General features: G+C 62.9%; 25 protein-coding genes and 2 pseudogenes. 19 read left to right on the forward strand and 8 right to left on the reverse strand.

All coding sequences use genetic code 11. From position 1 onward, the window contains the following. Nucleotides 1-25 precede the first annotated feature (25 nt). A complete protein-coding gene (locus tag ACNI3Q_RS00355) occupies nucleotides 26-1,057 on the reverse strand; it encodes an alpha/beta hydrolase (protein ID WP_426273186.1) in 1,032 nt (343 codons plus the stop codon). 338 nt (nucleotides 1,058-1,395) lie between these two features. On the opposite strand from ACNI3Q_RS00355, the gene ACNI3Q_RS00360 reads away from it, so the two are divergent. The 10 genes and pseudogenes from ACNI3Q_RS00360 to ACNI3Q_RS00405 all read left to right on the forward strand — a co-directional run bounded on the left by ACNI3Q_RS00360 (nucleotide 1,396) and on the right by ACNI3Q_RS00405 (nucleotide 10,072). Then, nucleotides 1,396-2,067: a fibrobacter succinogenes major paralogous domain-containing protein gene (locus tag ACNI3Q_RS00360; protein WP_426273188.1), complete on the forward strand. Its 672-nt coding sequence runs from the start codon at nucleotides 1,396-1,398 to the stop codon at nucleotides 2,065-2,067. A 360-nt stretch (nucleotides 2,068-2,427) separates the two neighbouring features. Then, complete coding sequence (locus ACNI3Q_RS00365; RefSeq protein WP_426273190.1) at nucleotides 2,428-4,413, forward strand: ParB/RepB/Spo0J family partition protein; 1,986 nt, start codon at nucleotides 2,428-2,430, stop codon at nucleotides 4,411-4,413. A 167-nt stretch (nucleotides 4,414-4,580) separates the two neighbouring features. Further along, complete coding sequence (locus ACNI3Q_RS00370) at nucleotides 4,581-5,522, forward strand: ArdC family protein (protein WP_426273192.1); 942 nt, start codon at nucleotides 4,581-4,583, stop codon at nucleotides 5,520-5,522. Between the two features lie 11 nt (nucleotides 5,523-5,533). Beyond that, entirely contained in the window at nucleotides 5,534-5,956 is a 423-nt protein-coding gene (locus tag ACNI3Q_RS00375; protein WP_426273193.1) for a hypothetical protein, read from the forward strand. Between the two features lie 305 nt (nucleotides 5,957-6,261). Further along, nucleotides 6,262-6,444: pseudogene (locus ACNI3Q_RS00380) on the forward strand (chromosome segregation ATPase); the annotation flags it as partial. 29 nt (nucleotides 6,445-6,473) lie between these two features. Continuing rightward, complete coding sequence (locus tag ACNI3Q_RS00385; protein ID WP_426273195.1) at nucleotides 6,474-7,133, forward strand: TrbL/VirB6 family protein; 660 nt, start codon at nucleotides 6,474-6,476, stop codon at nucleotides 7,131-7,133. A gap of 6 nt (nucleotides 7,134-7,139) precedes the next feature. Next, the gene (gene trbF, locus ACNI3Q_RS00390) at nucleotides 7,140-7,823 is read left to right on the forward strand and encodes a conjugal transfer protein TrbF (RefSeq protein ID WP_426273196.1); all 684 of its coding nucleotides are present in this window, start codon (nucleotides 7,140-7,142) and stop codon (nucleotides 7,821-7,823) included. Beyond that, nucleotides 7,820-8,653 carry a P-type conjugative transfer protein TrbG gene (gene trbG / locus ACNI3Q_RS00395; RefSeq protein ID WP_426273198.1) on the forward strand — a complete coding sequence of 278 codons (834 nt, stop codon included), beginning with the start codon at nucleotides 7,820-7,822 and terminating at the stop codon, nucleotides 8,651-8,653. The genes trbF and trbG overlap by 4 nt, the downstream gene beginning before the upstream one ends. Before the next feature lie 128 nt (nucleotides 8,654-8,781). Beyond that, entirely contained in the window at nucleotides 8,782-9,834 is a 1,053-nt protein-coding gene (locus ACNI3Q_RS00400; protein WP_426273200.1) for a TraB/TrbI/VirB10 family type IV secretion system protein, read from the forward strand. 16 nt (nucleotides 9,835-9,850) lie between these two features. Continuing rightward, on the forward strand, nucleotides 9,851-10,072 hold the full coding sequence (locus ACNI3Q_RS00405) for a DUF2274 domain-containing protein (RefSeq protein WP_426273202.1): 222 nt from the start codon (nucleotides 9,851-9,853) through the stop codon (nucleotides 10,070-10,072). A 295-nt stretch (nucleotides 10,073-10,367) separates the two neighbouring features. Here ACNI3Q_RS00405 and ACNI3Q_RS00410 read toward each other — a convergent pair whose 3' ends face one another. The 5 genes and pseudogenes from ACNI3Q_RS00410 to ACNI3Q_RS00430 form a co-directional block, all read right to left on the reverse strand. Further along, nucleotides 10,368-11,471: an arabinan endo-1,5-alpha-L-arabinosidase gene (locus ACNI3Q_RS00410; RefSeq protein WP_426273204.1), complete on the reverse strand. Its 1,104-nt coding sequence runs from the start codon at nucleotides 11,469-11,471 to the stop codon at nucleotides 10,368-10,370. Nucleotides 11,472-11,535: 64 nt separating this feature from the next. Further along, on the reverse strand, nucleotides 11,536-14,346 hold the full coding sequence (locus ACNI3Q_RS00415) for a TonB-dependent receptor (RefSeq protein ID WP_426273206.1): 2,811 nt from the start codon (nucleotides 14,344-14,346) through the stop codon (nucleotides 11,536-11,538). A 241-nt stretch (nucleotides 14,347-14,587) separates the two neighbouring features. After that, nucleotides 14,588-15,637: pseudogene (locus tag ACNI3Q_RS00420) on the reverse strand (glycoside hydrolase family 43 protein); the annotation flags it as partial. Continuing rightward, nucleotides 15,634-16,689, reverse strand: coding sequence for an arabinan endo-1,5-alpha-L-arabinosidase (locus ACNI3Q_RS00425; protein WP_426273208.1), 1,056 nt, complete (start codon nucleotides 16,687-16,689; stop codon nucleotides 15,634-15,636). The pseudogene ACNI3Q_RS00420 and the gene ACNI3Q_RS00425, both read right to left, overlap by 4 nt. 9 nt (nucleotides 16,690-16,698) lie before the next feature. Continuing rightward, nucleotides 16,699-18,240, reverse strand: coding sequence for an alpha-N-arabinofuranosidase (locus ACNI3Q_RS00430; RefSeq protein WP_426273210.1), 1,542 nt, complete (start codon nucleotides 18,238-18,240; stop codon nucleotides 16,699-16,701). Nucleotides 18,241-18,910: 670 nt separating this feature from the next. Here ACNI3Q_RS00430 and ACNI3Q_RS00435 point away from each other — a divergent pair. The 3 genes from ACNI3Q_RS00435 to ACNI3Q_RS00445 are packed head-to-tail and all read left to right on the forward strand — an operon-like array spanning nucleotide 18,911 to nucleotide 21,467. Next, on the forward strand, nucleotides 18,911-19,054 hold the full coding sequence (locus ACNI3Q_RS00435; RefSeq protein ID WP_426273212.1) for a hypothetical protein: 144 nt from the start codon (nucleotides 18,911-18,913) through the stop codon (nucleotides 19,052-19,054). A 35-nt stretch (nucleotides 19,055-19,089) separates the two neighbouring features. Further along, a complete protein-coding gene (locus ACNI3Q_RS00440) occupies nucleotides 19,090-19,740 on the forward strand; it encodes a lasso peptide biosynthesis B2 protein (RefSeq protein ID WP_426273214.1) in 651 nt (216 codons plus the stop codon). Then, nucleotides 19,737-21,467 (forward strand): asparagine synthase-related protein, encoded by a 1,731-nt coding sequence (locus ACNI3Q_RS00445; protein ID WP_426273216.1) that lies wholly within the window; start codon nucleotides 19,737-19,739, stop codon nucleotides 21,465-21,467. Before ACNI3Q_RS00440 ends, ACNI3Q_RS00445 begins: the two co-directional genes overlap by 4 nt. On the opposite strand, the gene ACNI3Q_RS00450 is transcribed toward ACNI3Q_RS00445, so the two are convergent. After that, entirely contained in the window at nucleotides 21,451-21,954 is a 504-nt protein-coding gene (locus tag ACNI3Q_RS00450; protein WP_426273218.1) for a hypothetical protein, read from the reverse strand. The two genes, ACNI3Q_RS00445 and ACNI3Q_RS00450, sit on opposite strands and share 17 nt — an antisense overlap. Nucleotides 21,955-22,195: 241 nt before the next feature. Between ACNI3Q_RS00450 and ACNI3Q_RS00455 the strand changes: the two genes are divergently transcribed. The 6 genes from ACNI3Q_RS00455 (at nucleotide 22,196) to ACNI3Q_RS00480 (ending at nucleotide 25,154) form a co-directional block, all read left to right on the forward strand. Then, nucleotides 22,196-22,378, forward strand: coding sequence for a hypothetical protein (locus tag ACNI3Q_RS00455; RefSeq protein ID WP_426273220.1), 183 nt, complete (start codon nucleotides 22,196-22,198; stop codon nucleotides 22,376-22,378). Between the two features lie 6 nt (nucleotides 22,379-22,384). Beyond that, nucleotides 22,385-22,918 (forward strand): helix-turn-helix domain-containing protein, encoded by a 534-nt coding sequence (locus tag ACNI3Q_RS00460; protein ID WP_426273222.1) that lies wholly within the window; start codon nucleotides 22,385-22,387, stop codon nucleotides 22,916-22,918. Between the two features lie 103 nt (nucleotides 22,919-23,021). Next, nucleotides 23,022-23,315 carry a hypothetical protein gene (locus ACNI3Q_RS00465; protein ID WP_426273224.1) on the forward strand — a complete coding sequence of 98 codons (294 nt, stop codon included), beginning with the start codon at nucleotides 23,022-23,024 and terminating at the stop codon, nucleotides 23,313-23,315. A gap of 11 nt (nucleotides 23,316-23,326) precedes the next feature. After that, nucleotides 23,327-23,824: a hypothetical protein gene (locus tag ACNI3Q_RS00470; RefSeq protein ID WP_426273226.1), complete on the forward strand. Its 498-nt coding sequence runs from the start codon at nucleotides 23,327-23,329 to the stop codon at nucleotides 23,822-23,824. 32 nt (nucleotides 23,825-23,856) lie between these two features. Continuing rightward, nucleotides 23,857-24,378: a JAB domain-containing protein gene (locus tag ACNI3Q_RS00475; protein WP_426273227.1), complete on the forward strand. Its 522-nt coding sequence runs from the start codon at nucleotides 23,857-23,859 to the stop codon at nucleotides 24,376-24,378. A 269-nt stretch (nucleotides 24,379-24,647) separates the two neighbouring features. Then, nucleotides 24,648-25,154, forward strand: a complete 507-nt coding sequence (locus tag ACNI3Q_RS00480) for a Ros/MucR family transcriptional regulator (protein WP_426273229.1) — start codon at nucleotides 24,648-24,650, stop codon at nucleotides 25,152-25,154. Here the strand turns inward: ACNI3Q_RS00480 and ACNI3Q_RS00485 are convergent. Next, nucleotides 25,131-25,331, reverse strand: coding sequence for a glycosyl hydrolase 53 family protein (locus tag ACNI3Q_RS00485; protein ID WP_426273231.1), 201 nt, complete (start codon nucleotides 25,329-25,331; stop codon nucleotides 25,131-25,133). The two genes, ACNI3Q_RS00480 and ACNI3Q_RS00485, sit on opposite strands and share 24 nt — an antisense overlap. Between the last annotated feature and the right edge of the window lie 49 nt (nucleotides 25,332-25,380).

Genomic DNA, 25,380 nt, shown 5'->3' on the forward strand with positions numbered 1-25,380 from the left:
AGCGTGAGGACGCCCAATGCAGCTCTCAGGGCTGCTTCCCGATGATCCCGCGCTCGGTCAGCCAACCCTTCACCAGTTCGGGCCAGATCGCATGACGCGCCTCTGGCGTCCGCCGCGCAAAGGCATGGCCGCCCTTGGCGAAGAAGTGCACCTCTGCGGGAACGCCCGCCGCATCGAGCGCCCGAGCATAGAGGGTGCTGTTGCAGATCGGGTTCACATCGTCGTCCCATGCCGCGATCAGGAAGGTGGGACTTGTGTTCGACGTCACGTTGAGATTGGCCGGGAGCTTGTCTCCGGGACGGCACAAGTGTCCCGGATAGAATGACATCGCAAAGTCCGGGCGGCTGCTGACGGTATCGATCGCGTCGACCGGGGTGTAGGCCGGCTCTAACATATTGCTCGTCTGAACCGCCAGATATCCACCGGCGGAAAAGCCCATGACACCGATCCGGCCGGGATCGATGCCTAGTTCCTCTGAGCGCGATCTGACCAATCGGATGGCCCGCTGGGCATCCTGCAACGCGCGGGGCCTGTCGGGCTCGACCCCGCAGTCGCATGACGCATCGTAGTGGTGGGCTGTCCGGGGCACCCGATACTTTACGAGAATGCAGGCCATGCCCTGCGCGGTGACCCAGTCGCAGATCTCGGTTCCCTGCAGGGTTAGGACGACCGCCTTGAAACCACCGCCGGGGAAGACGAGGATGGCCGCGCCGTTTGGTTTGCCGCGGGCCGGAATCACCGTCATCGTCGGCACGCTCACATCCAGCGCTGCCTCGGAGATGGCGCCGAACAGGGCCTGAGGGGTCGGGTTCACCAGCACGCTTTCGGGCGGAAGGTTCACGTCCTCCATGTCGGGCGCCGCGCCCGGCCAGAGCGGGGTCTGGACCAGCCCCGCGGGCGGCGTCCAAGGGCCAGGGCGCACGGTCTTCCCCACGGTTGGTACAAGCGCGCTTTCCGGTTGCGCGGAAGTGGCTGGCTGCGCGGCGCAAGCCCCACCGATCCCGGCACAGCCGACCGCAAGCAGCATGCTCATGACAAGGGATCGAGTGTTGGCCATTCGGCATCTCCATAGCTCTGTTGCGCTTTTCGCTAACGGGGCGGGAACAAGCTTCAGCAGGATCATTGATCCGATCATGAAATTATCCGAAGGCTCAACAAGCCCATGGAATTTTCAGGATTTCATTCAATGAGGCAAGTAAAAGCCGCCATTCAGCTCTCCACCCAACAGCGGTCATAAGCGGGGCTGGTGCGCGGCATCGGAATCTGCCTGGCAGCTTCAATGGGCTTGTCGCCATGAGCTGAAATTCACCGAGCGACCCCGCAACGGAACTTTGCGTCTTTCCAAGATTCCGGCTCGTATCTGCCTCGCTATATGGGGGAAAGGGCAGCGGATACATGATCAGAATGGGCCGGATTGTGACATCAACCTTGCTGCTGGCTTCGTCCGCAGCAGCACAAACACCGATCGCGCTTAGGCCTGACAGCCCTGATCTGGCGCCCGCCATTGAAAACGTCAGAATCGGCACGCAAGTTTGGATGCGGGAAAATTATGCGGGCACGACCTTTCGCAATGGCGATCCGATTGCACTAGCGACCGAAGATGCCGCGTGGGTGGCGGCAGGACAAAGCGGCGTGCCAGCATATACAACCTATGCCAACCAAGTACCGCCACCGGCCAAATGGGGGCTGCTCTACAACTTCGCAGCTATCACTGATGAGCGTGGGATATGCCCGGAAGGTTGGCGTGTGCCGGACAATCGCGATTGGCGAACACTGGAAGATTTCCTTGGCGGCGGCGCTCAAGCTGCCAAGGCTCTCAAAGCCGCCGAAGGCTGGCCTGGCAGATACGCCGGGTCGGATAGCACGGGCTTTGGCGCTCTTCCGGCAGGCTGGCGAACGCAGAAAGGCACATTCTTTCTAGCCGGACGTATCGGTTATTTCTGGACCCGTGACAGGTCTGCGGACGGGACGGTCCTGTCCCACATGGTGTTCGATGTCGAACGGCCAATTTTCAGGATTGGCTATGATCCTGGCATGGGCCAATCCCTTAGGTGTATCGCCGAATGAAGTAACCGCCAAAAAACTGACGTTCCGTTAGTCACCCAATTTCCGCCGCCAGACGCTGTCGCGGGCCACCGGATAGCCGACATACCGCAATAATGAGTTTATAGCCAGGACCCGCCATTCAGTAACTGGCCTAGTTGCGCGCATAATTCCTGCCAGTGTCGTGTTTGCTATATATCGAAGCTTGGCAATAAACCTGTCGCGCGGGAACGGCTGGTAAGTCCCAACCATCGCCAATCGTCATTGTCCGTGCCTGCGGAGCAATTCACAGAGAACACCTGAGAGTGGAGTGGGCTTTGCCCTGATTGAGCCATTTGGGTGTCGATAGTCGATGCACCGGGCTCACAATCAGGAGTGTGCCCCATGATCAAGTCGATCCCGCTGAACAAACTTGTTCAGTCGCCCCGTAATGTTCGTCGTCACGACGATCCGACTGCAGATGGTGAGCTTAAGGCCAGCATCGCAGCCCATGGACTATTGCAGAATCTCATTGTCAGGCCCGCTGTGAAGGGCAAGTTCGAGGTCGAAGCCGGCGAACGCCGCCGCCGCGCAATGCTAATGCTCGCTGACGAAAAGATTATCGCCCGGGATCACGAAGTTATGTGCCTCGTGATCGAAGACAGCGCCGAAGCTGCGGTCGAGACCAGCCTCGCGGAAAATTTCCACCGCCTTTCCATGAATCCTGCCGATGAAGCCCAGGCCTTTGCCGCGCTTGTTACAGGCGGTGCGACTGTGGAGGAGGTTGCGCGCCGCTTCGGCCTGACCGTCCGCTTCGTCGAGGGGCGCCTGCGTCTCGCGACGCTTGCGCCCGTCGTGTTCGAAGCCTTGGCGTCGGGCCGGATCACTCTCGACATCGCCAAGGCCTTCGGGGCGACCTCGGACCAGCAAATCCAGGTCCGTGTCTTCGAACAGGTTTCCTCGGCCTGTTATGCGCCAAACCCGGACAGCATCCGCCGCATGGTTCTCTCAGGAACCGTCCGGGGCAGCGATCCGCGCGCCCGCCTTGTCGGCCGCGACGCTTACATCGCTGCTGGGGGTCGGATTGAGCGCGAACTGTTCGATGACGATGACAGCGAATCCTGGTCGGATGTCGCGCTGCTCGAGAGCCTTGCTACAGCCAAGATGGAAGAAGTGGCTCGAGCTCATGCCGCGGCGCAGGGTCTCGCCTGGGTCAAGCCAACGCTGGATCCCTATGCCAGTCACGATCTCGTCGAAGGGCTGGTCCGGCTTCCCGCCGAACCGTCGCCGCTCGCCGAAGCGGAGCAGGCGAGGCTCGACGAGCTCGATGCCTTGTATGACGGGCATGCTGCGATCCTCGAAGCTGAGGATAGCAGCGACGAAGACGTGGCGGCGGCAGAAGCGGCAATCGAGGCGATCGACCGCGAATGCAGGGAAATCCAGGCACGCCCGCCCGTCATTGCGCTTGAGCTGAAGGCCGAGGCGGGCATGATCCTGGTGCTCGCGCGCGATGGCACTCCGGTACTCCAGCCGGCTTTCTATGGTGAAAGGCAGGCTGAACCCGCTGAAGGCGACAGCGGAATCGAAGTCGTTGCTGGCGAGGAAGGTTCGGACAAGCGCCGGACCACCTTGTCCAAGCGCCTGGTTGATGAGCTCGCCATGCAGCGCCGCGACGTCCTTGCGCTGCACGTTGCCTCTGACCCAGGGCTTGCGCTCGACATCATGGTCTTCACGCTGGCGGATGCCGATACGCACGACTGGCGGTCCCGGGCTGCAACCACGCTGCGCGCGCCTGTCCCGACAGGCCCGATCCTTGGGTTCGAAGCCAAGGATGCACCGGCCAGCAGCGCGCTCGCTGAGCTCAGGTCCAATCTTGACGAAAGCTGGCGTGCAGGCACCGATGCGACTTCCCGCTTCGACCTGTTTCGCGCGCTGTCCGATGAAGCCCGTGCCACATGGCTCGGCTATGTCGTTGCCCGGTCGCTCGAGGCGAGCCTCAACTTGAACGGCGAGCGTCAGCTGCCGTTCCAGGATCATCTCGGCAGCCTGATCGGCATCGATATGGCGCAGTGGTGGCGACCGACTGCTGCGAACTATTTTGACCGAGTGTCGAAGCAGGTGATCCTCGACGCGCTGACCGATGTTGGCGGTTTCGAGCTTTCCTCGCGCTTTGCCTCGGTCAAGAAGGGTGATCTTGCGATGAGCGCCGAGCGCGTCTTCGCTGGCACCACCATCACCGAAGTCGAGGTGCGCGAGAAGGCCCTGGCCTGGGTGCCTGAGGTCATGCGGTTCGCTCCTGCATCGGATGCTGGCGAGCCTGAGATTGACGCCACTGACGCTGAGCCAGGCGTCGACACCGAACATCAGTCCCCCCGCGGACTGGCCGCCTGACCGCCTCCTGACAGGTAAGGCCACTCGTACCTCGAGAAGCGGTCCTTCGGCTCACGCCGGAGGGCCGCTTCCTTTCTGGAAGGAGAGAAGAGGGGGCGCGCGAACCTGCGGCACTGACCGGCGAACCCGTCGCTGACTGTCCAGATGCCTCAATCAGGAGACCCATCATGGCCTATCGCAAGGGGCAAAGCGGCGACTTGTCGCCCGCCACCCGCATCACCCAGGAAATTATCGCACGTCTCGAGGCTGGCACGAAGCCCTGGATCAAGCCGTGGCGCGGCGTGCCCGTATCGCGGCCCCTGCGCGCATGCGGAATTCCGTACCGGGGGATGAACGTTTTCTGGCTCTGGATGGTCGCCGATATGTGCGGCTACGCATCGCCGTTCTGGATGACCTACAATCAGGCCAAGTCGCTCGGCGCCCAGGTTCGCAAGGGCGAGAAGTCGACCATCGCTTGTCTTTACAAGAGCTACACCAAAGAGGTGAAAGCCGCCGAGACCGGCGAAAAGACCGACGAGGCCCGCCGGGTGCTGAAGGCCTATCCGGTCTTCAATGCCGATCAGGTCGAAGGTCTGCCCGCTCGCTTCCATCCGGCTGCAACGCTGGAACTGGTCGAACCTGAAGGGCGCGAGGCCGAACTCGATGCCTTCTTCGCCGCCATCCCCGTCAACCTGCGTCATCAGGGCTGCGAGGCCTATTACGAACCGACTGCGGATCGCGTCACGATGCCGCCTGCCAGCCTGTTTTCCGGCTTCGACCATTATTATTCGACGCTCGCCCATGAACTCTCGCACTGGACCGGCCATGCCAGCCGCCTGGGCCGCGATCTCAAGAACCGCTTCGGCACGGCGGCCTATGCCGCCGAGGAACTGGTCGCCGAACTCTCCAGCGCCATGCTAGGCGCAGAGCTGGGGCTGCCCGTCACGCACCTCGACAGCCACGCGAGCTATATCGAGCATTGGCTCAAGCTGCTGAAGGACGACGACCGCGCAATCCTGACCGCTGCCGCCAAGGCCGAGGAAGCCTCGACCCTGCTGCTCAAGCTTGGCGGGCGGATCACGGCCGAGCAGTCTGACGATGCGTCAGACGACGCTGCGCTTGCTGCCTGAGGGAGGATGCTATGGGCCGATCAGTCAGCTATCCCAGCGGCGCAATTGTCGTATTCACGGTGCTCGAGGTTGAAGCCGAGGACGATTGGGAATTCGAATATAAACGGCTGCACGATGACCTGCGCGAGCGGGCCGGCCGAGCCTTCCCGTCGCTGATCCCGCATGACGGCTGGCGAGGCCGGGAAGACCGAATCCTCATGCGCAATGCCTATGCGGATTTCGGCCTATCGGTCTATGGCGAGCTGGTGGCCGTCTGGATCGTCGAACGCGATGACGGCGCGTATCGGGACGCCGATTGGCGCACGGCCCGGTCGCCGCGGGCACTGCATTGGCTGTCCCAGATCGCATCCCGTTTCGATGCCGTGTTCGGCGACTATGACTGTCTCGGGCACATGTCGAACGGGGAGGGCGTGTACACTAGGCGAGTAGCCTGAGCCGCGCTGGGACAGTGCAAGCATGAGGCATAGGACGTGCCCCTGCCTGTGGATCTGTTCCGTCCGCCCATGGCCGCTGCCCGAGCGAGAGAGGCCCTGGGCCAGCCGCCTGTCTTGCGCAACCCGGCTTGGTCGGGCCCGTGTTGGCCTTCGCCCTTCGGGCTCAAGGCCTGCCCGCGCCAGCCCGCCAAGCCGGGTTACCCCTGACGGGTGCGCAACCCTGCCTGAATGCTGGCCCTGAAGGGCTCTCGCTGGCGCAGCCATGAACGGGTGCGTCGGCCTCAAGTCAGTCAGGAGGACATCCCATGCACCCGTCATTCGCCGACCAACTCGCCGGTCTCGATCTTGCCGGCTTCTCGATTGGACCCGCTCCCCTATCGACGAGCGATTTCCCGGACCGCGACGCTGTCGTCCAAACCCTCGAAGCGGTCTGGTCCGATCTGTTCGCGATGGTATCAGGCACCGCGCTTGAGGCCGATGCCGAGGATCCTCGGGCATCAAGCTGCTCGTCCTTGCCATGATCACCGGCATTGGGACGAGCCTGTTTGCCGAACTGGCCGGGGCTCCGGTGACAGGCGAGCCGACCCTCGAGGAGGCAATGACGCTTGCGCTTGCCGCGCTGTCGCTGCTTGGCCTTGGCATTTTCGGTCCGTCCATCGCCAATGGGATCGTTTCCGGCGGACCGCAGCTTGGTGCAGGCGCGGCTGCAGGAACCGCGCTGGTCGCAGGCGGCGGCATGATCGCAGGCGCTGCCGGGGCAAGACTGGCAGCCGGCTCTGCCGCCACCCTCGCCGCTGGCGGCGGCAGGGCCGCCGAGACCGGTGCTCGCACCGCAGGCAGCGTTGCTGCGGCCTATCGCTCGGGTACTGAGGGACGAACCGGGCTGGCGGCGATTGGTGGCGGTCTGGCTGCCGCTGGCGCAGCGGCATTGTCGGGAGCGGGTAGGGCGGCAGCCTCGCCGCTCAGGCGGGCCGCCGAAGCGCTGGGCACCGCCTATCGCGAAGGTGCCGCAGGGAACCCGGCAACGCCGCCAGCGCAAGCCGGAGCCGCGCCGCCCGACTGGGCCCGCCGCGTCGATGCCTCGCGCTCGCTCACCCATGGCGCCGGCCTTGCCGCGCACGGTCTTCGTGCTGGCGACAGCCATGGCTCGGCAAACGGCCCCGATCTCAAGGAGTAACCCCTCATGTTCCGACGTGCCTCGATCCGCTATGCCCGAACGCCCGAGCCGCTCACGCCCTATCACCGCGCGCGTCAGGTCTGGGACGACCGCATCGGCGCTGCCCGGGTGCAGGCCCATCACTGGCGTCTTGCCTGTTTCGGCCAACTCTGCCTGTCGGCGGGCCTTGCCGCAGCGCTCGCCTGGCACAGCGCGCAAGGATCGGTCGTGCCCTGGATCGTCGAGATCGACCGGCTGGGCGAAGCGCGCGCGATGGGGCCCGCCGAGGCCCGGCCGACCCCATCCGACCCGCAGATCGCCTTCCACCTTGCCCGGTTCATCGAGCAGGTCCGCTCGCTGCCGGCCGATCCGGTCATCCTGCGCCAGAACTGGCTGCGCGCCTATGATCTGACCAGCGAACGCGGAGCTGCGGTCCTCAGTGACCATGCCCGGCGGAGCGATCCCTTTGTCAATCTCGGCCGCGCGCAGGTTGCGGTCGATGTCTCGAGCGTCATCCGCGCCTCGCCGACCAGCTTCCGGATCGCCTGGACCGAACGCCGCTATGTCGATGGCGGTCTTGCCGAGACCAGCCGGTGGTCGGCCATCGTCACCTTGAGCATCGTCCCGCCGCGCACGGCCGACATGCTCCAGCGCAACCCCCTCGGCATTCGCATCGATGCCCTCAACTGGTCGAAGGAGCTTGGCCAATGATCCTGCTTGTCGCAGCCTTCTCCCTTGCCGTCGCAACGAAGGGCGCGACAGGGCAGGGGCAGCCTTCAGCGCAGCTGGCCGATCAGGCGGTCGTCCGCGCAGCAAGCCGCGAGGCGCTGGTCGGTCCTGCGAGCGAAGACTGGCAGAATGCCGTCCAGGTCTATGGCTGGCACGAAGGCGCCGTCTATCGCCTCTATGCGACGCCGGGTCGGATCACGGACATCATGCTCGAGCCCGGCGAAAAGCTGGTCGGAACAGGGCCTGTCGCGGCAGGCGATACGCTTCGCTGGATGATCGGCGATACGGTGAGCGGCACCGGGCCAAGCATGCGCGTTCACATCCTCGTCAAGCCGACCCGCGCCGACATTGCAACGAACCTCATCATCCATACCGACCGGCGAAGCTATCATCTGGAACTGACCGCGACGAAGGCGACACACATGCCGGCAATCGCATGGCGCTATCCCGCGCCTCTCCCCTCCGCACCGGTCATGGACGAGGCAAGCGATGGGGGCCAGCGCGCGGTCGATACCGAGCGGCTGTCGTTCGCCTACCGCATTTCGGGCGACCGGCCCGACTGGCGACCGGTCCTGGTCTTCGATGATGGCCGGCGGACCTTCATTGCGTTCGATGCCGATATCGAGGCGCATAGCCTGCCACCGCTGTTTGTCCGTGGGCCCAGGAACACGAGCGAACTCGTCAATTACCGCGTCGATGGCCGGTTCATCATCGTCGATCGCCTACTCGACAAGGCCGAGCTTCGCCTTGGCGACAAACGATCAGAGGCACGTGTCCGGATCGACCGACATGACGCCAAGGCCCGGCCATGATCGGCAACGAACCCATATCGCCCGGGGTCGAAAAAGGAGCGGCGCAAGAGGGACTGGCGGAGCAGCCGCCGGCGACCCCCGCGGCGGAGCATCCTGTGTCGGTCAGGGCGGATGCAAGCGAGCCCTTCATGACGCTCGCGCCCCCCGATCCGTTCCGCCTTCGCCCGGCGCTGCCCAGGGTCGTGCGGCTTTCGCGCAAGGCCGTCATAGTGGCCAGCACTGCAGGCGCTGTTCTGATCGCTGCGACCCTGGGGTTCGCGTTCCGGGTCCCGGAAAAGCCCGTGCCCGAACTCGCCCCGCCACCCGAGCAGCGGGCGACCCCGCCCATCGTCGCTGAAGCGCCTGCCGACTATGCCGCGATCCCGAAACTGGGCCCACCGCTGCCCGGCGATCTCGGCGGGCCGATCCTCGCCGCTCGCCGCGCCGCCGAAGCGCGGCCGCCAGCCCCGCCGGTCCAGCGCCCGGCACCTGATCCCAGCTTGCGCGAACGCTCGGAGGCCCATCGAAGCGGCCTGTTTTTCGCATCGCGGGCAAGCGGTCCGCCGGCAGATGAACAGGCAGGATCGATGCGCTCAGAGCCTGTTGTCGCAAGGCAAGCAGCCCAGCCAGGGATGAACGGGCAGGACGACACGGCGGTGCTTGCAGCCGGCAATATCATTCCCGCCGCGCTCCTGACCGGGCTCCAGTCCGATCTGCCCGGCGCTGTCGTGGCGCAAGTAACCGAGTCCGTCATGGACAGCCGATCAGGCAGGGTTCCCTTGATTGCGCAGGGCTCGCGGCTCATCGGCCGCTATGAAAGCGCCATTGCCAGCGGCCAGACCCGGCTCATGTTGACCTGGGAGCGGGTCGTCCTTCCCGATGGGCGGACGATCGAGCTTGGCGACATGCCGGCAACCGATGTCGCTGGAATGACTGGGCTGTCCGACCGGACCGACCGGCACTGGGGCGCTGTCCTGCGCTCGGCCCTGGTGTCCACGCTTCTCGGCGTCGGGACTGCGGTGGTTGCCGAAAGCGATGACGCGCTGGTCCGCGCGGTCCGCTACGGGACGCAGGACAGCATCAATCAGACCGGTCGGCAGCTTGTCCAGCGCAGCGCCGCCATCGCTCCAACACTGACCATCCGGCCCGGCCATCCCGTGCGCGTGCTGGTCACCCGTGACCTTGTCATCCCCCGCAGCTGAAAAGGAAGCCCTGCCAATGCCCACGCTTCGTCTTGGTCCGATCCCCGACGACAAGCCTGTCAAGCTGACGATCGATCTGCCCGCCCAGCTTCACCGGGACCTTCTTGCCTATGCAAGGCTTCATGCCAGCGAAACAGGCCTTGGCGAACCGTTGCCCCCGGAACGGCTGATCGCCCCGATGCTGAGCCGGTTCATGGCCGCCGATCGCGGGTTCAGCTCGGCGAGATCTCGCACATGATAAGATCGGGTCGCTTGGCGCGCTCGCCACTCAAAAGCAGCCTCATGACGATATGCTGCCGTCCGTCTCTTCCTGTTGCGAGTGCTGGAATGCCGCACCGATCAGCAGGGCATCGCCTGGAAGATGGTCAGACACGGAGGCGCTGGACGGTGCGGGTCAACAAATCAGCTTCGCTCGCTGAAGGAAGCAGCCTCCAGCGCGCTGACCGGAGCATTGTCGACAAAGGGCTCGTCTTTTTTTGTCGGGCCCGGTTTCCAGGAACGTCATCGACGCGCTGCGAATATTGTTGGACCCGTCATCCCACGCCTGGCCAGCCCTGGCTGTCCCAGTTGAGCCGCTGAATCTGCAGGGTGGGAAACCCGTTACGCATGACGTCATAAGCGTGATAGACGATGTAATCGCCCGTCGCGCCGCCGACCGGCGCATTCTGAAGGATGGCCACATGGCCCCGCCCGACATACCGGTCGCCGCTACCCTGTCCGGACGACAGGATCCGCGTTCCGCCGCCCAGCATCATGTCGCGCCCATCCCGATCCAGATAAGGTCCAGTGGGTGAAGACGACCGGCCCACCACGGTGTTGTAGGTGCTGGCCGCGCCCTGGCAGCAACTGTCGAACGACACGAAGAGATAATAGAAATCACCGCGCCGGACGACGAACGGAGCCTCGATCGCGCCCGGGAATGGCCGGGAGGCAATGGCGCGAACCGGTTCACCGGCCTTGCGAAGGCCCGTGGCAGGATCGAGCTCGATCAGCTTGATGCCTGTCCAGAAACTGCCCAGTGCCATCCACATTCTGCCGCTGGCATCGCTGAACACCGCAGGATCGATGGCATTGAAATTGTCTGTCGTTGCCGACTCGAATACGACCCCGCGATCCGTCCAGTTCGCAGCGGCGCTGGCGCCGTTCAGACTGGTCGCGCTCGCCATTCCGATCGCCGAGTCATTCCGCCCGAACGTCGAAATCGAGTAATAGAGCCGGTATTCATTGCCATGTTTGACAATATCGGGTGCCCACATGCCGGATGTCCCCGGTACGGCGGTCTGCGCCCATGCGGGAATGCTTGAGAAACTGCCGCCGCGTAATTGCCAGGCAAGCCCGTCTGTTGATGTTCGCATGGCGATCAGGCCTTCGGCATCGCCAAGATTGCCGGTGGTGAACAGGTAGAAGGTGCCGCCGTCATACAGGATCGCGGGATCGTGAGCCGGTGCCGTAGCACCCGTCAGCGGCAGTGGCAGGCCTGCCGTCGGGCTAGGGCTGGGAGACGGAGCAGGCGTCGGTGCCGGAGCCGGCACCGGTGTCGGCGCGGGTGTCACGCTGACGCTGCCACCGCCGCCACCCCCGCCGCCGCAACCGGCCAGCAACAGCATGGCCAGGGTAATGCGTTTACGGACCATCATGACCTCCCAGTTAAGCACACACGGGTGAGGGGCGGGCGCCGACGACGCCCGCCCGCGATCGAGATCAGTCGAAGACGAACCGGGCGCCGAGCGCGAAGGTGCGCGGAATAATCGTGGAGCCCAGATTGTAGCGGTCCGGGCCGCCGGCATCGTCGAACCGGTAATAGCCCTGCTGCAACTGATTGGTCAGATTGACCGCGTCGAAGGTGATGCCGATCTTGTCGTTGATCGAATAGGTGATCTGCGCATCGAGGCTCTGTTCCGGCCGGCGCCATACGCCGATCGGATTGGCAAACAGCCGCGCCTCGTTGTTGGCCAGAAAATTCTCGCGCCAGACATAGGAGGTACGGATGCCGATCGGGCCGCGCTCATAGGCAAGCGTCACGTTGTAGGACATGTCCGACACGCCGAAGAAGGATGATTCATCCTGGCCGACGATATTGCCCGCGCCGTCGGAAATCGGAATGTTCTGGTTTGACCGCAACAGGGTCAGGCTGCTCTGAACGCCCAGACCGTCAAGGATGCCCGGCAGGAATTTCGGGAAATAGACGAGGCCCAGTTCTGCACCCTCCAGGACGCCATTGGACGCATTGGTCGGCTGGGTGACAGCGAAATTGTTGGACGGATTGAACAGTCCCGTACCCGGGATGTTCAGCAGGTTAGTCACCGGCACGACCAGTCCCTCGATCTCCCGGCGGAACAGGGTGCCGTAGATCGCGCTGTCGCGTTCAAAATACCATTCAAGGCCAAGATCATAGTTGCGCGACGTTGTGGAGACGAGGTTCGGATTGCCGCCGGAACCCGAACCGCGTCCGATCCCGGTCAGGTCGCCGACCAGATTGAAGAACGGGTTGAGGTCGCCAAAGCCGGGCCGCCGCAGCGTTTCCCCATAGTTGAAACGGGCGCGCAGCTTGTCGGTGATGTCGAACCGGACTGTGACGCTCGGCAGGAATGCCGAAGTCGCTTGGGAATCGGATCGCGTTTCGCCCGAAAACCGGTCCGTGAAGGTCAGGTCGGTGTCGACATCGACATAGCGGGCACCCAGCTGGACCTGCAACGGGCGGCCAGCGATCTCGACTTCGAGGTCGGCCTGCGCATAGACCGACAGGGTAATCTCGTTGATGTCGAACACCTTGGTCAGCGACAATTCGTCGCTGAGGAGCAGGTTTGTGCCGATGGTGCTGTTGTAGAGCGACCGGATCTGGTCGGCATTTTCATTGATATAATAACCGTTGGCGTTCACCCAGGCCGGCGGCACATTTGCCCGGCCGTTGAAGAAGCCCTTGTTCACGTACTGAAGGCCCGGATCGAGCGTGTTGAGCCGGCGGCCAAGCACGCCTGCTTCCTGCGTGCGTACGGAATCGGCAGCGCCGCGGTCATCGATCCGGATGCCTGCCTTCACCCGGCGCACGAGGCCGGTGTCGAAATCCTTCCAGCCATCGAGATGCAAGGTAAGGGCATCGCCAGTTGATCCGTTTGCATTGTCGAAGAACTGGGCGACGGTCCATTGGGACGGATCGAGCAACAGGGCATTGTCATTGAAATTATAGGCTGGCAGGCCGTTACGCTCGTTAAAATCGACGGTGATTTCGCTGGCGACGCGTTCAAGCCGCATTGCCTGAAAGGTCGATGCGAATTCGCTCGTCTGGTAGGACAGGTCTGCAACGATCTTGCCATTGTCGCCCCAGTCCCAGTCGGCGTTCAGGGCATAGACGAAACTGTCGGTTCGGGTTTTCGACAGGTCACCTGAATTGAACCCGAACGGATTGCCGATCGTCCTGGTCTTGATGATGTTGCTGTCGGGATAGAGGGTGAAGGTGGATGCAGGGTTGGGACCCAGCGATCCCCACCAGTCAACAAAACTGAAAAGCAGGCTGTTGAACGTCGTGTTGCGAAAGCCGGCGTAGAAGAATTCGGCGGTATAGGTCTGGCCCGGCGTCGGCTGCCATTGCAGGGCGGCATTGACTGCGGGGCGTTCCCGGTCGCCGGTCACGTCGGGGCTGAACACGGCATCGCGCGCCAGATAATAAGGGGTGGTGACGCCGTTGACGGGAAAGGTCGATCCCGCCTCATCCGGCAGGCCGCGATCAAGGCCCGGCTGCCAGGCGCCGGTTTCGGGAAAGACGCGCTGGAGGGGCGTCAGGCCGGTTCCAGCGGGCGGATTTTCCGTCGCGAACGGCACCATTGCGCCCGCCGTCACGCTCATCTCGCGGTATTTGCTGCGCGCATAGCTGCCGTTGATCAGGATGCCGATCTCACCAATGCCAGTGGTCCAGCGATTGCTGATCAGCGCGCTGACATTGGGATTGAAGGTGTCGGCTGTCTCGTCATAGATGCCGCGCGCGACGCCTGAAATCGCAAAGCCGTCGAAATCCAGCGGACGGCGCGTCCGAACATCGATCTGGCCGGCAAGGCCGGTTTCGATCTGATCCGCCGACCGTGTTTTGAACACATCAATCCGGCTGACAAGGTTCGCCGGAATATCCTGGAGCGCAAAGGCCTGACCCGAAGCGGTGAAGATACGGCGGCCATTCATCGTGGTCAGCGAATCCGGAAGGCCGCGGATCGAAATGCCCGACGCTTCGGCCGAGGCGCGGTTCGTAACCTGAATGCCGGTCACGCGCTGCAGCGCCTCGATGACGTTGTTATCGGGCAGCTTGCCGACGTCTTCGGCGACGACCGATTCGATGACCTGCACCGATTCCCGCTTGTTTTGTAGCCCCTTCACGATGCTCGCTCTGACACCCGTTACCACAATCTCTTCTTCGGATTGCGGATCGGTAATCGAGGCTGCGTCCTGAACAGTATCGGCCGTTGGTATCGCTGCCGATCCTGCCAGGCTGATCTGCTGGGCGAATGCCGGGCTTGTTGCCATCAGCGCCAAGCAGGAGGCCGAACGAAAAAATGCTGAAGTGGATACCATTTCAACCTCCCCTTATGGCTCTCGTCATGTTTGACGTAGATTATTTGTCTGACTTTTAATTTGTCAGACAAAAGGGTCAATAGGAAATTTGCAGGCGGCAGGAAATTTCTTTGCTGCCCATGAAACGGGGCGATCCGGCATTTTGCCCGATCGCCCCCACATGGTTTTCCAATGACCCAGGCGGCTAGAGGATGAGCGTGCCATTGGCGACAGGCACGCCGAAATCCGGGGTGCCATCCGCCCGATAAGTGATTGGTTGAACACGAGTATGCCGGTTGGGATCGAACAACGGGTCGCCTTCGATTGCCTCGTAATCGCGGCCATGAAAGACAAGCATGTCGCGGCCGCGTTCGTCGGTCGTGAAACTGTTATGGCCCGGCCCGAACACCATGGTCGTGCGCGATGTCTGAAAGACGGGCACCGGCGATTTGGACCAGGATGCCGGATTCATGATGTCGGCATCGTCACGGGCGGTCAGCATCCCCATACAGTATCGCGAGTCGGTCGCGCTTGCCGAATAGGTCATGAACAACCGGCCGTTGCGGGCCAGGATCGCCGGAGCTTCGGCAACTTTGAACCCCCGGATTTCCCAGTCGAGTGTCGGGACAGTCAGCCGGGCGGGCGCAGCGCCAAAGGTGAGGGCGGTCTTGAGCGGTGCGATATAAAGGTTGGAGTTGGTCTCGATGCCCGGTTCGCGCTGGGCCCATGCCATGTACCGGACGCCGCGGTGGTCAAAGACGGTGGAATCGAGATTGAAGCTGTCCCATGGCGTCTGCAACTGGCCGATCGGCGACCAGTTTCCCGTCATCGGGTCGTTGCCGTCGCATTGCACGGCATAGGTGCGGATCCGGAACACATCCTCGCCGCCGCCTGATGGCCCGGCGGCGAAATACATGGTCCATTTTCCGTCGATCAGATGCAGTTCGGGAGCCCAGAGAAACCCGGACATCGGCCCTCTGGCCTCGTGCCGCCACAAGATGCGCTCTTCCGCCGTGGACAGGCCGGCCAGGGTGCGTGACCGGCGCAGCACCAGCCGGTCATATTCGGGCACCGACCCGGTCAGGTAATACCAGCCATCGGTATGGCGGAACACCTGTGCGTCGGCACGTTGCCGCACCAGCGGATTGATGATCGTGCCGCCAGCCGGTGCTGTCGTGGCGGTTGCCATGCATCCGGACAGGGTCGACGCGGCCATAGCGGCTGCGGTTCCGGCGACAAAGGTACGGCGGCTGACATAGGTCATGGTTTGCTCTCCTGTTGCGCCACCGCGATTGGCCAGCCGTCATCACCCCATTCGAGATGGGCGATGCGCAAGGTGGGGGCGCCTTTGTTTTCGCGGTCATAGGCGTGATAGACAATCAGGTCCCGGCCATCGGCGTCGCGCATGTGCCCGGCATGGCCGGGGCCCCGGAACCGTTCCTTTTCAGGCAGGTCTGCGCGCAACAGCAGAGTGCCGCCACCCGACAGCATCGCGCTGCCATCCTTGCCGAGATAGGGTCCCTCGACGCTGCGCGATCTGCCGATGACCGTGTAATAGGTGCTGTTCACGCCCTTGCAGCAATAATCATAGGACGCGATCAGCCAGTACCAGCCGTCGCGGACGAAGATGTAGGGCGCCTCAATGATTGATGGCGCTCCGGCAGGCACGGGGCGTGACGCGATCGCGATCGGCTTGGCATCCGGCGATTGCGGCTTGCCGGTGACGGGGTCGAGCCGGAACAGCTTGAGCCCGGTCCAGAAACTGCCCAGCGAGAGCCAATGCCTGCCGGTCGCATCGACGACAAAGGCAGGATCGATCGCGTTGAAATCGCTGTCCAGCGTCGACCGGACCACCAGTCCCTCGTCCCGCCAGCCATAACCCGGTGCTGACGGATCCAGCGTGGAGGCCGTGGCGAGGCCAATCGCCGACCGGTTCGACCCGAAGGTGGAGACAGAATAATAGAGGCGATACCGTCCGCCGACCCGGCTGATGTCGGGTGCCCACAAATTGCGTGCGCCGGGTATCGCCGCCACAGCCCAGTCGGGCAGTGCCTCGAACGGTGCGGCAATCCGTTCCCAATGCCTGAGGTCGCGCGAGCGCCGGGCACTGATCAGCCCCTGTCCTGCGCTGCCAATGCCGGTCGAATAGACGTAGTACCAGGCGCCTTCGCGGATGATGACCGGGTCGTGCACAGGCGAGACGTCACCGGTCACGCCGGGAACCGCCGGCGCGGGGGGCGGGGCCTGCTGCCCACAAGCAGGTCCCGACAGGCCGGTGATCACCAGCGCTGCGCCAAGGATCAAATGGGTATGCATCGTCGCTGCTCAGCGCAACGTCAGCATGACGACCGATTTGGCCGGCAGGGTCACCGTCAACATGTCCCCGGTTACGGAAGCCGCGTCAAACGCCTTTGGCGCGACCGCATCGGCGGCGTCGAACGTGTTGCGGGCGTTCATCGTAGCAGCGGTCAGAACGCGCCCCTCGACGGTCGTGGCGGCAACACCCTTCAGCAACATCCGCAGACCGTGCGGCGCATCGGGGTCGGCATTGGCAAGGGCAACGTGCACTTTGCCGTCCTTTGCGCGAACGGCGGACGCGCTGATCGCGGGAACGTCCCAGGTCCCGTGCTGATAGCGTGGCGACCGGATTTCCATCGGCAGGACGGTCGCGTCCATATAGGGCTTGTACATTTCGAACACGTGGTAGGTCGGCGTCAGAACCATCTTGGGGCCGTCAGTCAGGATCATCGCCTGCAGGACGTTTACCATCTGGGCGATGGCACTCATCTTGACTCGGTCGGCATGCTTGGCAAAGACGTTCAGGTGGATCGCCGCAACCATCGCGTCACGCAGCGTGTTCTGCTGGCGCAGAAATCCCGGTTTGGTGCCCGGGTCGCCCGCATACCAGGTGCCCCATTCGTCGACCGCCAACCAGGTCCGTTTTTCCGGATCATATTTATCCATGATCGCGGTGTGCCGGGTGACCAGTTCGTCCATCCGCCACGCACCAGCCATGACCTCCGCCCAGCCATTCTCGTCGAATTCGGTGGATGACTGGCGGGGCGGCCAGCCCCCGGGGATGGTGTAGTAATGGAGGGAAAGGGCATCGATCTGGCCACGCGCCTCGCGCATGAATATTTCGGTCCAGTTGTAATCGTCGACATTCGCACCGGCTGCAATCTTAAGCACCCGCGTGCCTGCCGGTGACTTGATGAAGGTCGCATAGCGCCGGGTCAGATCGGCGGCATATTCGGGCCGCATGTTGCCGCCACAGCCCCACAATTCGTTGCCTACGCCGAAATAGGGCACCTTCCACGGTTCCTTGCGGCCGTTCCGCGCGCGTTCCTCGGCAAGGCTGCCGGCGGGCGACGTCATATATTCCACCCATTCCGCCATTTCCTGGGGCGTGCCGTTGCCGACATTGCCAGCCACATAGGGTTCGGCACCGATCTGTTCGACCAGGTCCATAAACTCGTGCGTGCCGACGGTGTTGGGTTCAGTCACACCGCCCCAATGGGTGTTGATCTTGACCGGCCGCTTGTCGCGCGGACCGATCCCCTCCCGCCAGTGATATTCGTCAGCAAAGCAGCCACCCGGCCAGCGGATCACCGGCACCGCCAGCCGGCGCAGAGCAGCGACGACATCGTTGCGAAAACCGCGGGTGTTGGGAATGTCGGACTGAGGCCCAACCCACAGACCGCCATAAATCCCGTTGCCGAGATGCTCCGCAAACTGCGTGAACATGCGTTTGTCATAGACCGGGCCAGGCGTGTCGGCATGCAACGTCGCAGTTTGTGCGCCAGCCGGTGCGGTCAGCGGCAGCGTGACCATCATCGCAATTGCCAGACAGCGCATGATTTTCCTCATCACCCTGCTCCCTGATTCGGGGGGTTGGTCCCCTGTTTATTTGTCAGACAATATACGCGAGTGAGTTGAGGTGCAATCGGCAATGGCGATTGTTTGGCCACCAATCAGGACAGCAACCAACCGGTCTGCCTCGATGAGGTCGGGAATGAGCATGGTCGCGCGACCAGCAGCCAGCGAGGTTCACGCATGTTCCCGTATAGCACTGCCGATCGCGGTGAGGGCAGACCTGCGCTTCTCAAACACTGCTCGGATAAGGGTCAGCAAAGACTGCCCCCGGGCGTTTCAACCAACACTGTCAAAGCGATGACAATGTCTGGGGCATAAAGGGCGAGCCACGTTCACTGGATTGCCGGGAATGGCATTATTTCACCAGTTGCATTGAGGCGAGGGTGCAGGCGAAACTGACTCCATAATGGATCAAATTGCATATCCAAAAGTAACTGGACGGTCCCAATGTCTTCCTGCTGCTATATGCAGACTGACCGGGTAGCCGATATGCATGTCCAAGGCTTGCCCAAAGATATCGGTGCCGGGGGCCCAGGCCCCGTTCTCATCGCCCGGTCAGATTTATAATCAACTGGCCGTGTTTATAAAGATGATTAACGGACCGGATGCTGCCTAGTCTTGAGATGCAGGGCAACGCTCTGCTTATCGAGGAAAGGAAGCAACAATGACTACCGAACCGAACCATCAGCATGACGGGCGTATCGACCTTGGCGATGCCGTCACCGAAACCCGGGGCAGTGCCATGATCGGCCTGCCCGACAGCGATACCCGCCAGTATTTCGCGGTCGGGCTCGATCGCGAAGACTGAACGGCTGCCGGCTCATGCGCCGCTTCGGTCGGCGCATGAGCCTTTTGGCCGATATCGTCATGCCGCTTGATGTCCGTTCCATTACAGGTGTCTTTCTTGAGGGCAGCTTTGTCGGCCTCGACCTTGGTGCCGGCCGCTATTTCCTGCTCGATGACAAGGACAGCCTGGCGCTATGGCAAGGGCTGCGCGGCACCGCCGATCCTTCGATGCATGTCCGGCTCGAGGCACTTGGCCTTGCTCACAACCATTCGCTTCATGTGGCTGTCGCCTCGGCGGAGCCGCCTCAGGCCGACTGGAACTCCCTTGCGGTCCCTCGCGTCTCGCTCATCGATATGCTCCGCGTGCTTTTGGCATGGCGGCGTGCCGCGCGTGACCTCAGGCGGGTCCATATCGGTACCATGCTTGGCTCGCTGCCGCCGCCGGGCGGCAGGATCGCCGATCCGCGGCGAGCGGGAGCGCTTGCGGCAGCGCTCGACCGGGCGGGGCTGTTGCGTACCGCCGAGGGGGCCTGTCTGCCCCGCGCCATCGCCATGCGGCGCTTGTTGGCTCGCTCCGGGATCGATGCCCGGCTAGTAATCGGCGTCCGGCTTCCCTTCCTGGCCCATGCCTGGGTCGAGGTCGCCGGGACGGTCATGACCGACAGGCTCGATGCGGTCCTGCCCTTCACGCCCATCCTGTCGCGATGAAAACCGGCCGCTTTGTCGCAGGTCCTGCCGCGTTCCTGTCCAGATTGAGCGATCCGCTGATCTGGCAGGGCGGCGACTGGATGGTCCGCGGGAACATGCCTGCGATCAGCCTCGGGCAGGACGGGGTCATTCTCGGAACGCTGTTTCGTCGCGGCGATGATCTGCCGCTGCTTCGGCTGAGCGAAGCCGAACGGCACGCCATCCGCGATGGTGGTCCCGCCTGGCTGATCCGCCATGTCTGGGGGGCCTATGATGCAGTCCTCAAGGATGGCGCGGGCCGATGGGGCGTGCTGCGCGATCCATCGGGCATGCTGCCCTGCTATACCGTCCCGGCATATGGGGGCGCCCTCTTCGGCAATGATGCCCGCTCCCTGTTCGAGGCAGCCGGTTACCCCGGATCGATCGCGCCTGACCGTCTGGCGAGGTTCCTCGCCGGGGTCGAGCTGCCCTTCGAGACCTGTCTCGCCGATCTCGACGAGATCCTGCCCGGCACCTTCTGTTCCTCCCTTGCATCGGCCGCGCAGTCCTGTTGGCATCCCGCACAATTTGCGCGGGGGAATTCCCGCGCATCCGGCACGAGCGCCGCCGTGCTCGCCCGCATCGTGGACCGGTGCGTGACTGCGTGGGCACGCGAGGCAGGGCAGGGGATCATCGGCCTGTCCGGGGGGCTCGATTCATCGATCGTTGCTGCGCTGGCCGCGCCGCACATGGCCCTTGAGGCATTCACCATGGTGGGCCCGGATCAGGCAGGCGATGAACGAGCCTTTGCTCGGCTGATTGCCGATGCATTGGCCCTGCCGCTGGAGCCCTTCTTCTACAAGGATTGTCCGATCGACCCGGGTCAGCCCATGCTCGCGCATCTGCCACGGCCAGTCGCAGGTCTGTTTTTCCAGGCGATCTCGTCGGCGCATGCTGCGCTTGGCGCCGAGGCACCGGTCCTCATGGCCGGCAATGGTGGTGATCATGTGTTCTGCACGGTGAGGAGCGCAGCGCCGCTTGTCGATCGGTGGCGTCTGGAAGGACCGGTGCCGGGTCTTGCCGCCACCGCCACCGACCTTGCACGGCTTACTGGCGTCTCAGTACCGGCGATTGTCGCAGAGGCCTTGCGGATAGCGCAGCTGCCTGCCGAACGACCGTCTGGACGGGCCGACCGGACCGGGCTCGCCGAACTGCCCGACGCCTGGTTCGAACCCTCTTTGCATCCCTGGCTTCAGGGCCTGCCCGATCTGCCGGGCAAGCGCCGCCATGTCGTCCAGCTGATCCAGGCCGGCTTTGCAAAGGAGCTTTACCGGCAGGGATCGTCGCTCCTCCAGCTGACGCCCTTATTGTCTCAGCCCATTGTCGAATATTGTCTGCAAGTGCCGAGCTGGATGTGGATTGCAGGGGGTGTCGACCGGTCGCTTGCCCGGCGCGCTTTTGAAGCCCGTCTCCCTCCGGCAATCATCGACCGGCGATCAAAGGGCGGACCGGACGGGTTCATGCAAGCCTATGGCAAGGCGCATTGGCAATCGCTTGGCGACCGCCTCATTGGCGGCTGCCTTGACGGGCTGGGCCTTGTCGAACGCGCCTGGTGCCGAGCGCCGCTTGAGGCTGGGCCCGGTATGCGCGCCCAGGTCGACCGGCGGCTGCGACTGGTCGCAGCCGAGGCATGGGCAGCTGCATGGTCCGCTCCGTCCATCGGGGCGGACCATGCCAGCAGATCGGCGCGGATCAGGCCGCCGGAATAGGCTCGGCCGTAAAGGCGTTGACGATCTGACCCGAGGTCATCACCGCCGACTTGCCGCTGATGAACATCGAACCCAGCAGCGCGCCCACCGTATTGCCGCGACCTTCCTGGCGATGCGTCCCCTTGAGCGCATAGTCCTTTCCATTGACCGAGACGCTGTTGAAGGTGAGCTCGAACTTCGCCGACTTGCCGCCAATCCCCTTGCCGGTCCGCCAGGTCACCGTTGCCTTTACCTTCGACCCGCGCGGGATCATCACCGTTCCCCCCTCGACGACATCTGCTGCCACCTGCAGCGTTTTGATATCGCCCTCTTTCATCTTGATGCTGGTAATCTCTTCTACCGGCGTCACGGTGATGATCGTATCGACCGGCAGGACCTTCCCAGACTGTGCCGCAGGCGCGGCCATTGGCTGTGCGACCACGGCCGCCCCGATCGGCGCCGCCAGCAGTGCGGACGCAAGCATGACTTTGGTCAGATTGGTACTCATCGATAATCCCCCCCTTGGAAATAGCTGCGTCAGAAACCACGCTTCGCAAGCGGCTGCAACAGGAAGTTGCAAGCAAGCATTGGAGCCAGTGAACCTTTTCAATTCATTGGGAATCAGCATTCCGTCCCGAGGTTCTGGTCATGCCCATTTTGCCGGAGGCCGGGCTGATCGAGGGGCAATCCTTCCGATCTGGAGCGGCCTTCCGTTGAATGCCGGGGGCAGATCCGGTTAGCATCGGGGCATGAACCCACGGCTTGAAAAAGCGGCCGCTTTACGCAAGCGGATGAAAGCACTTCTCGCAGAATGCGACCAGGCAGGGTTTTCGATGACCGCCATTCATCTCGACTGGGCGATCCAGCTTCTGCCTGCACCGCCGCTACGGTCGTTAAGCACCGGTTTGCCAGACCAGGATCCCGAGCCATGATGCCGCATGGCGGAAACTCCACAACCCGATGATTCGCGCCTGGCGATCCCGAACCTAAGCGCGCGCGAGCGCGACTGCCTTGCGCTTGTTGCAGATGGCTTCACATCGAAAGAAATCGCCGCGAAGCTCGGCATGTCGCCGCATACCGTCGATCAGCGCCTCAAGGCCGTTGTTCGCAAAACAGGTGCTGCCAGTCGGCAGGAAGCCGCACGGCTGTTCAAGGCAAGCCAGCTTCCCCAGCCTTTGGGGAACCAACTGCCGGATATCGTCACGCTGCCACCCGAGGATGCAACCTGGTTGCCGCAATCGGAGGAGGAGCCGTCTTGCCGCCTGACTGTCGAGGAACCTGCCCCTGCACGGTTCCAGCCGACGCCAGGCATGGACCGGCCCTTTCCTCTGGCAACACAGGGAGCGCGCAATGACCTGAGGGCCAGTCATACCTTATTGCTGATCGCCGGCCTCACCGCAGCGTTGCTGATCGGGTTCGGCGTGCTGACAACCGGAATTGAGGCACTCATTGCAATGAGAGCCCGGTTCTGAATTCGGGGCCCCGCATATGCGGAACCCGGCTTATGACAGGACATTTCCTATGCTGAAAGAACGACGGGCAGCTGCGGAAGCCGTTGCCGAACATCTCTTCCCCATGGAAGCCACAATCGATCAGGCGATCGCCCTCAATGCCGGGCTGATCCGTTCCATCGTCGAGGGACGGCTTGCAACAGGCGTTGCCGTCCATTTCGGTCAGGACGCGATCGACAAGGCGGCGCATACCATCCTGCAGCTGTCGACGGCGCGCCGGGCTGCAATCGCGACCCATGACGAACTTGCGAGCGTCAAGACCATGATGGGGCTTTCCGCGTTGTCATTTGGCGATGTCGGACCCAAGCCCGCGCCGCCTCGCGGCGAGGAGGGCACCTCGCTTCGGGCAGTGGCCTAGACCATGCGGCGTTGACCGGCCGGGCAAATGCTGGTCCGGTCAACGCCGTGCTGAATGTCTATGCCTTCTTTGTCATTCTTCTCCTTTGCTCCGGCTATGCGCTGGCAAAAGGGGGTGCGCCTGAGCGGATCGCAGCGGCGATCATGATCTGCGGTGCCATTGGCAGTTTCATCGCCATCAATCTGGGTATCGCGGCAGGTGCGGAGCGTTATTTTGGAGTTCAGCGATGGACCTTGACCATCGATCTGGCGATGCTGGTTGCCTGGGTCATTCTTGCGGTCTGGTCGACACGATTCTGGCCAATCTGGGTGGCGGCCTGTCAGGGGCTGCTGGTGGCAACCCATCTGGCAGCAGTCGCAACCCTCATCCATCCATGGGCCTATTGGGCTCTTCAAATGCTATGGAGCTATCCCGTCCCGATCATTCTCGCGATCGGGACGTATCGGCACCGGAAACGGCTGCTGCGCGACGGGACCGATTTGAGCTGGAAGCCCTCCTTGCGCTGGTAAATGCCAAGGAGGCGGGCCCGCTCAGCAAGGCCATGATCGACATGCATGGGACTCTGGGTGCGGTTTTTGTTGATGCAAAAGCGGGGCTCTGGCCGGCCTGGGCGATCCACACGCTGGAGACGGTCCGGAGCATCGTCCTCAGCTGCCTTCAGGCCCGGGTATTCGACGGGAAACCGCTGGTCGACCACGCCGCACTTCATGCTTATCTGACCGCTGAGCTCGCTTATCGGCCGCAGGAGGAAGTATGGGGTATTTTTCTCGACACGGATCTACGGGCGGTTAGCCAGCATTGCTTTTCGATCGGCGGCTATACCATGGCGCGCATCGAGCCCCGGCAGGTGATCCGATGCGCGCTGCTCGCAAACGCTGCCGGGGTGATTCTCGTCCACAATCACCCGGGCGGCCGCAGGCAGTTTTCGATGGCCGACGTTGCAACTACCCGTCTCATGATCGATGTGCTTGGCCCCCTCTGTGTGACCGTGCATGAGCATATCCTGATTACCCGATCCGGCTGCCTGTCGATGCGGCAGTCAAATCCCGAACTCTGGCCATGATGGCGTTGGACGAAACACCATCCGCCGGCTGAAAAGCCGACGCCACCTGAAACAGTTATTCGGTCAAGGCTAAGGCCAGCACCAGACCGGCAAGGCTGCACCTTCCGATCCGAAACCTGAACCACGGCACATTGGCCGACGGACCCCTGGCATCACAGGACACCGATGCTGCTCGGATGGTTGCGCGACATATCGACCCCGAACCAGTGTTTGACATCGCAAAAGGAAAGTCGCAGGCCAGTTGAAATAGATCCGAAATGGAGCAAAGCGTGACCGAAGACCGCAGCGCAACCTTTGTCGAGCTGGCAACCGAATTGACGATCGCCTGGCTTGGCAATCCCAATAATCGCGTAACCGCCGAGGAAGTGCCTGCATTCTTGAAAAAGATGCATGAAACGGTCAGTGAATTGTCGGGAATCGTGCCAGCAAAGCCAGCCGACCAACCGATTGGCGAGGAACATCTCCCGGCCGTATCGGTTCGCAAGTCCCTCGCCTCGAACGATCACATCCTCTCGATGATCGACGGCAAGCCATACAAGACATTGCGTCGTCATCTTTCGGGGCATGGCCTTACCCCCGACGAGTATCGCGCGCGCTACAATCTCAAGCCTGATTATCCGATGGTGGCGCCAGCCTATTCGGAAACGCGGCGGGCAATGGCAAAGCAGATCGGCCTCGGTACGAACCGCAGCGGCGACAGGGCCGGACGATCCGCTGCCCAGACACCGGACAAACCGAAGCGCCCGGCGCGCTCAAAAAAGGCCGAAAAGGCCTGAGGCAAGGCTGCGGATGCCATGGTTTGACCCTTTGCCCCAGCGCGTCGAGACCCAGTTTGGCTCCCAACAGACCAAGCCGATGCCGCCCGCGTCGACCGTCGTCTGCGTCAGGTCGATCAAAGCGTCGCGTTGTCTCTCTGGTGTCGCCGGATAGCCGGCACCGGTCAAACAGGACAAGTCCCGCTACCGGTGCAGCCGCCGCTCGGTCTCATCCGTCCGTCAGCCG

The sequence above is a fragment of the Sphingomonas eleionomae genome, assembly GCF_049889035.1.
Lineage (GTDB): Bacteria > Pseudomonadota > Alphaproteobacteria > Sphingomonadales > Sphingomonadaceae > Sphingomonas.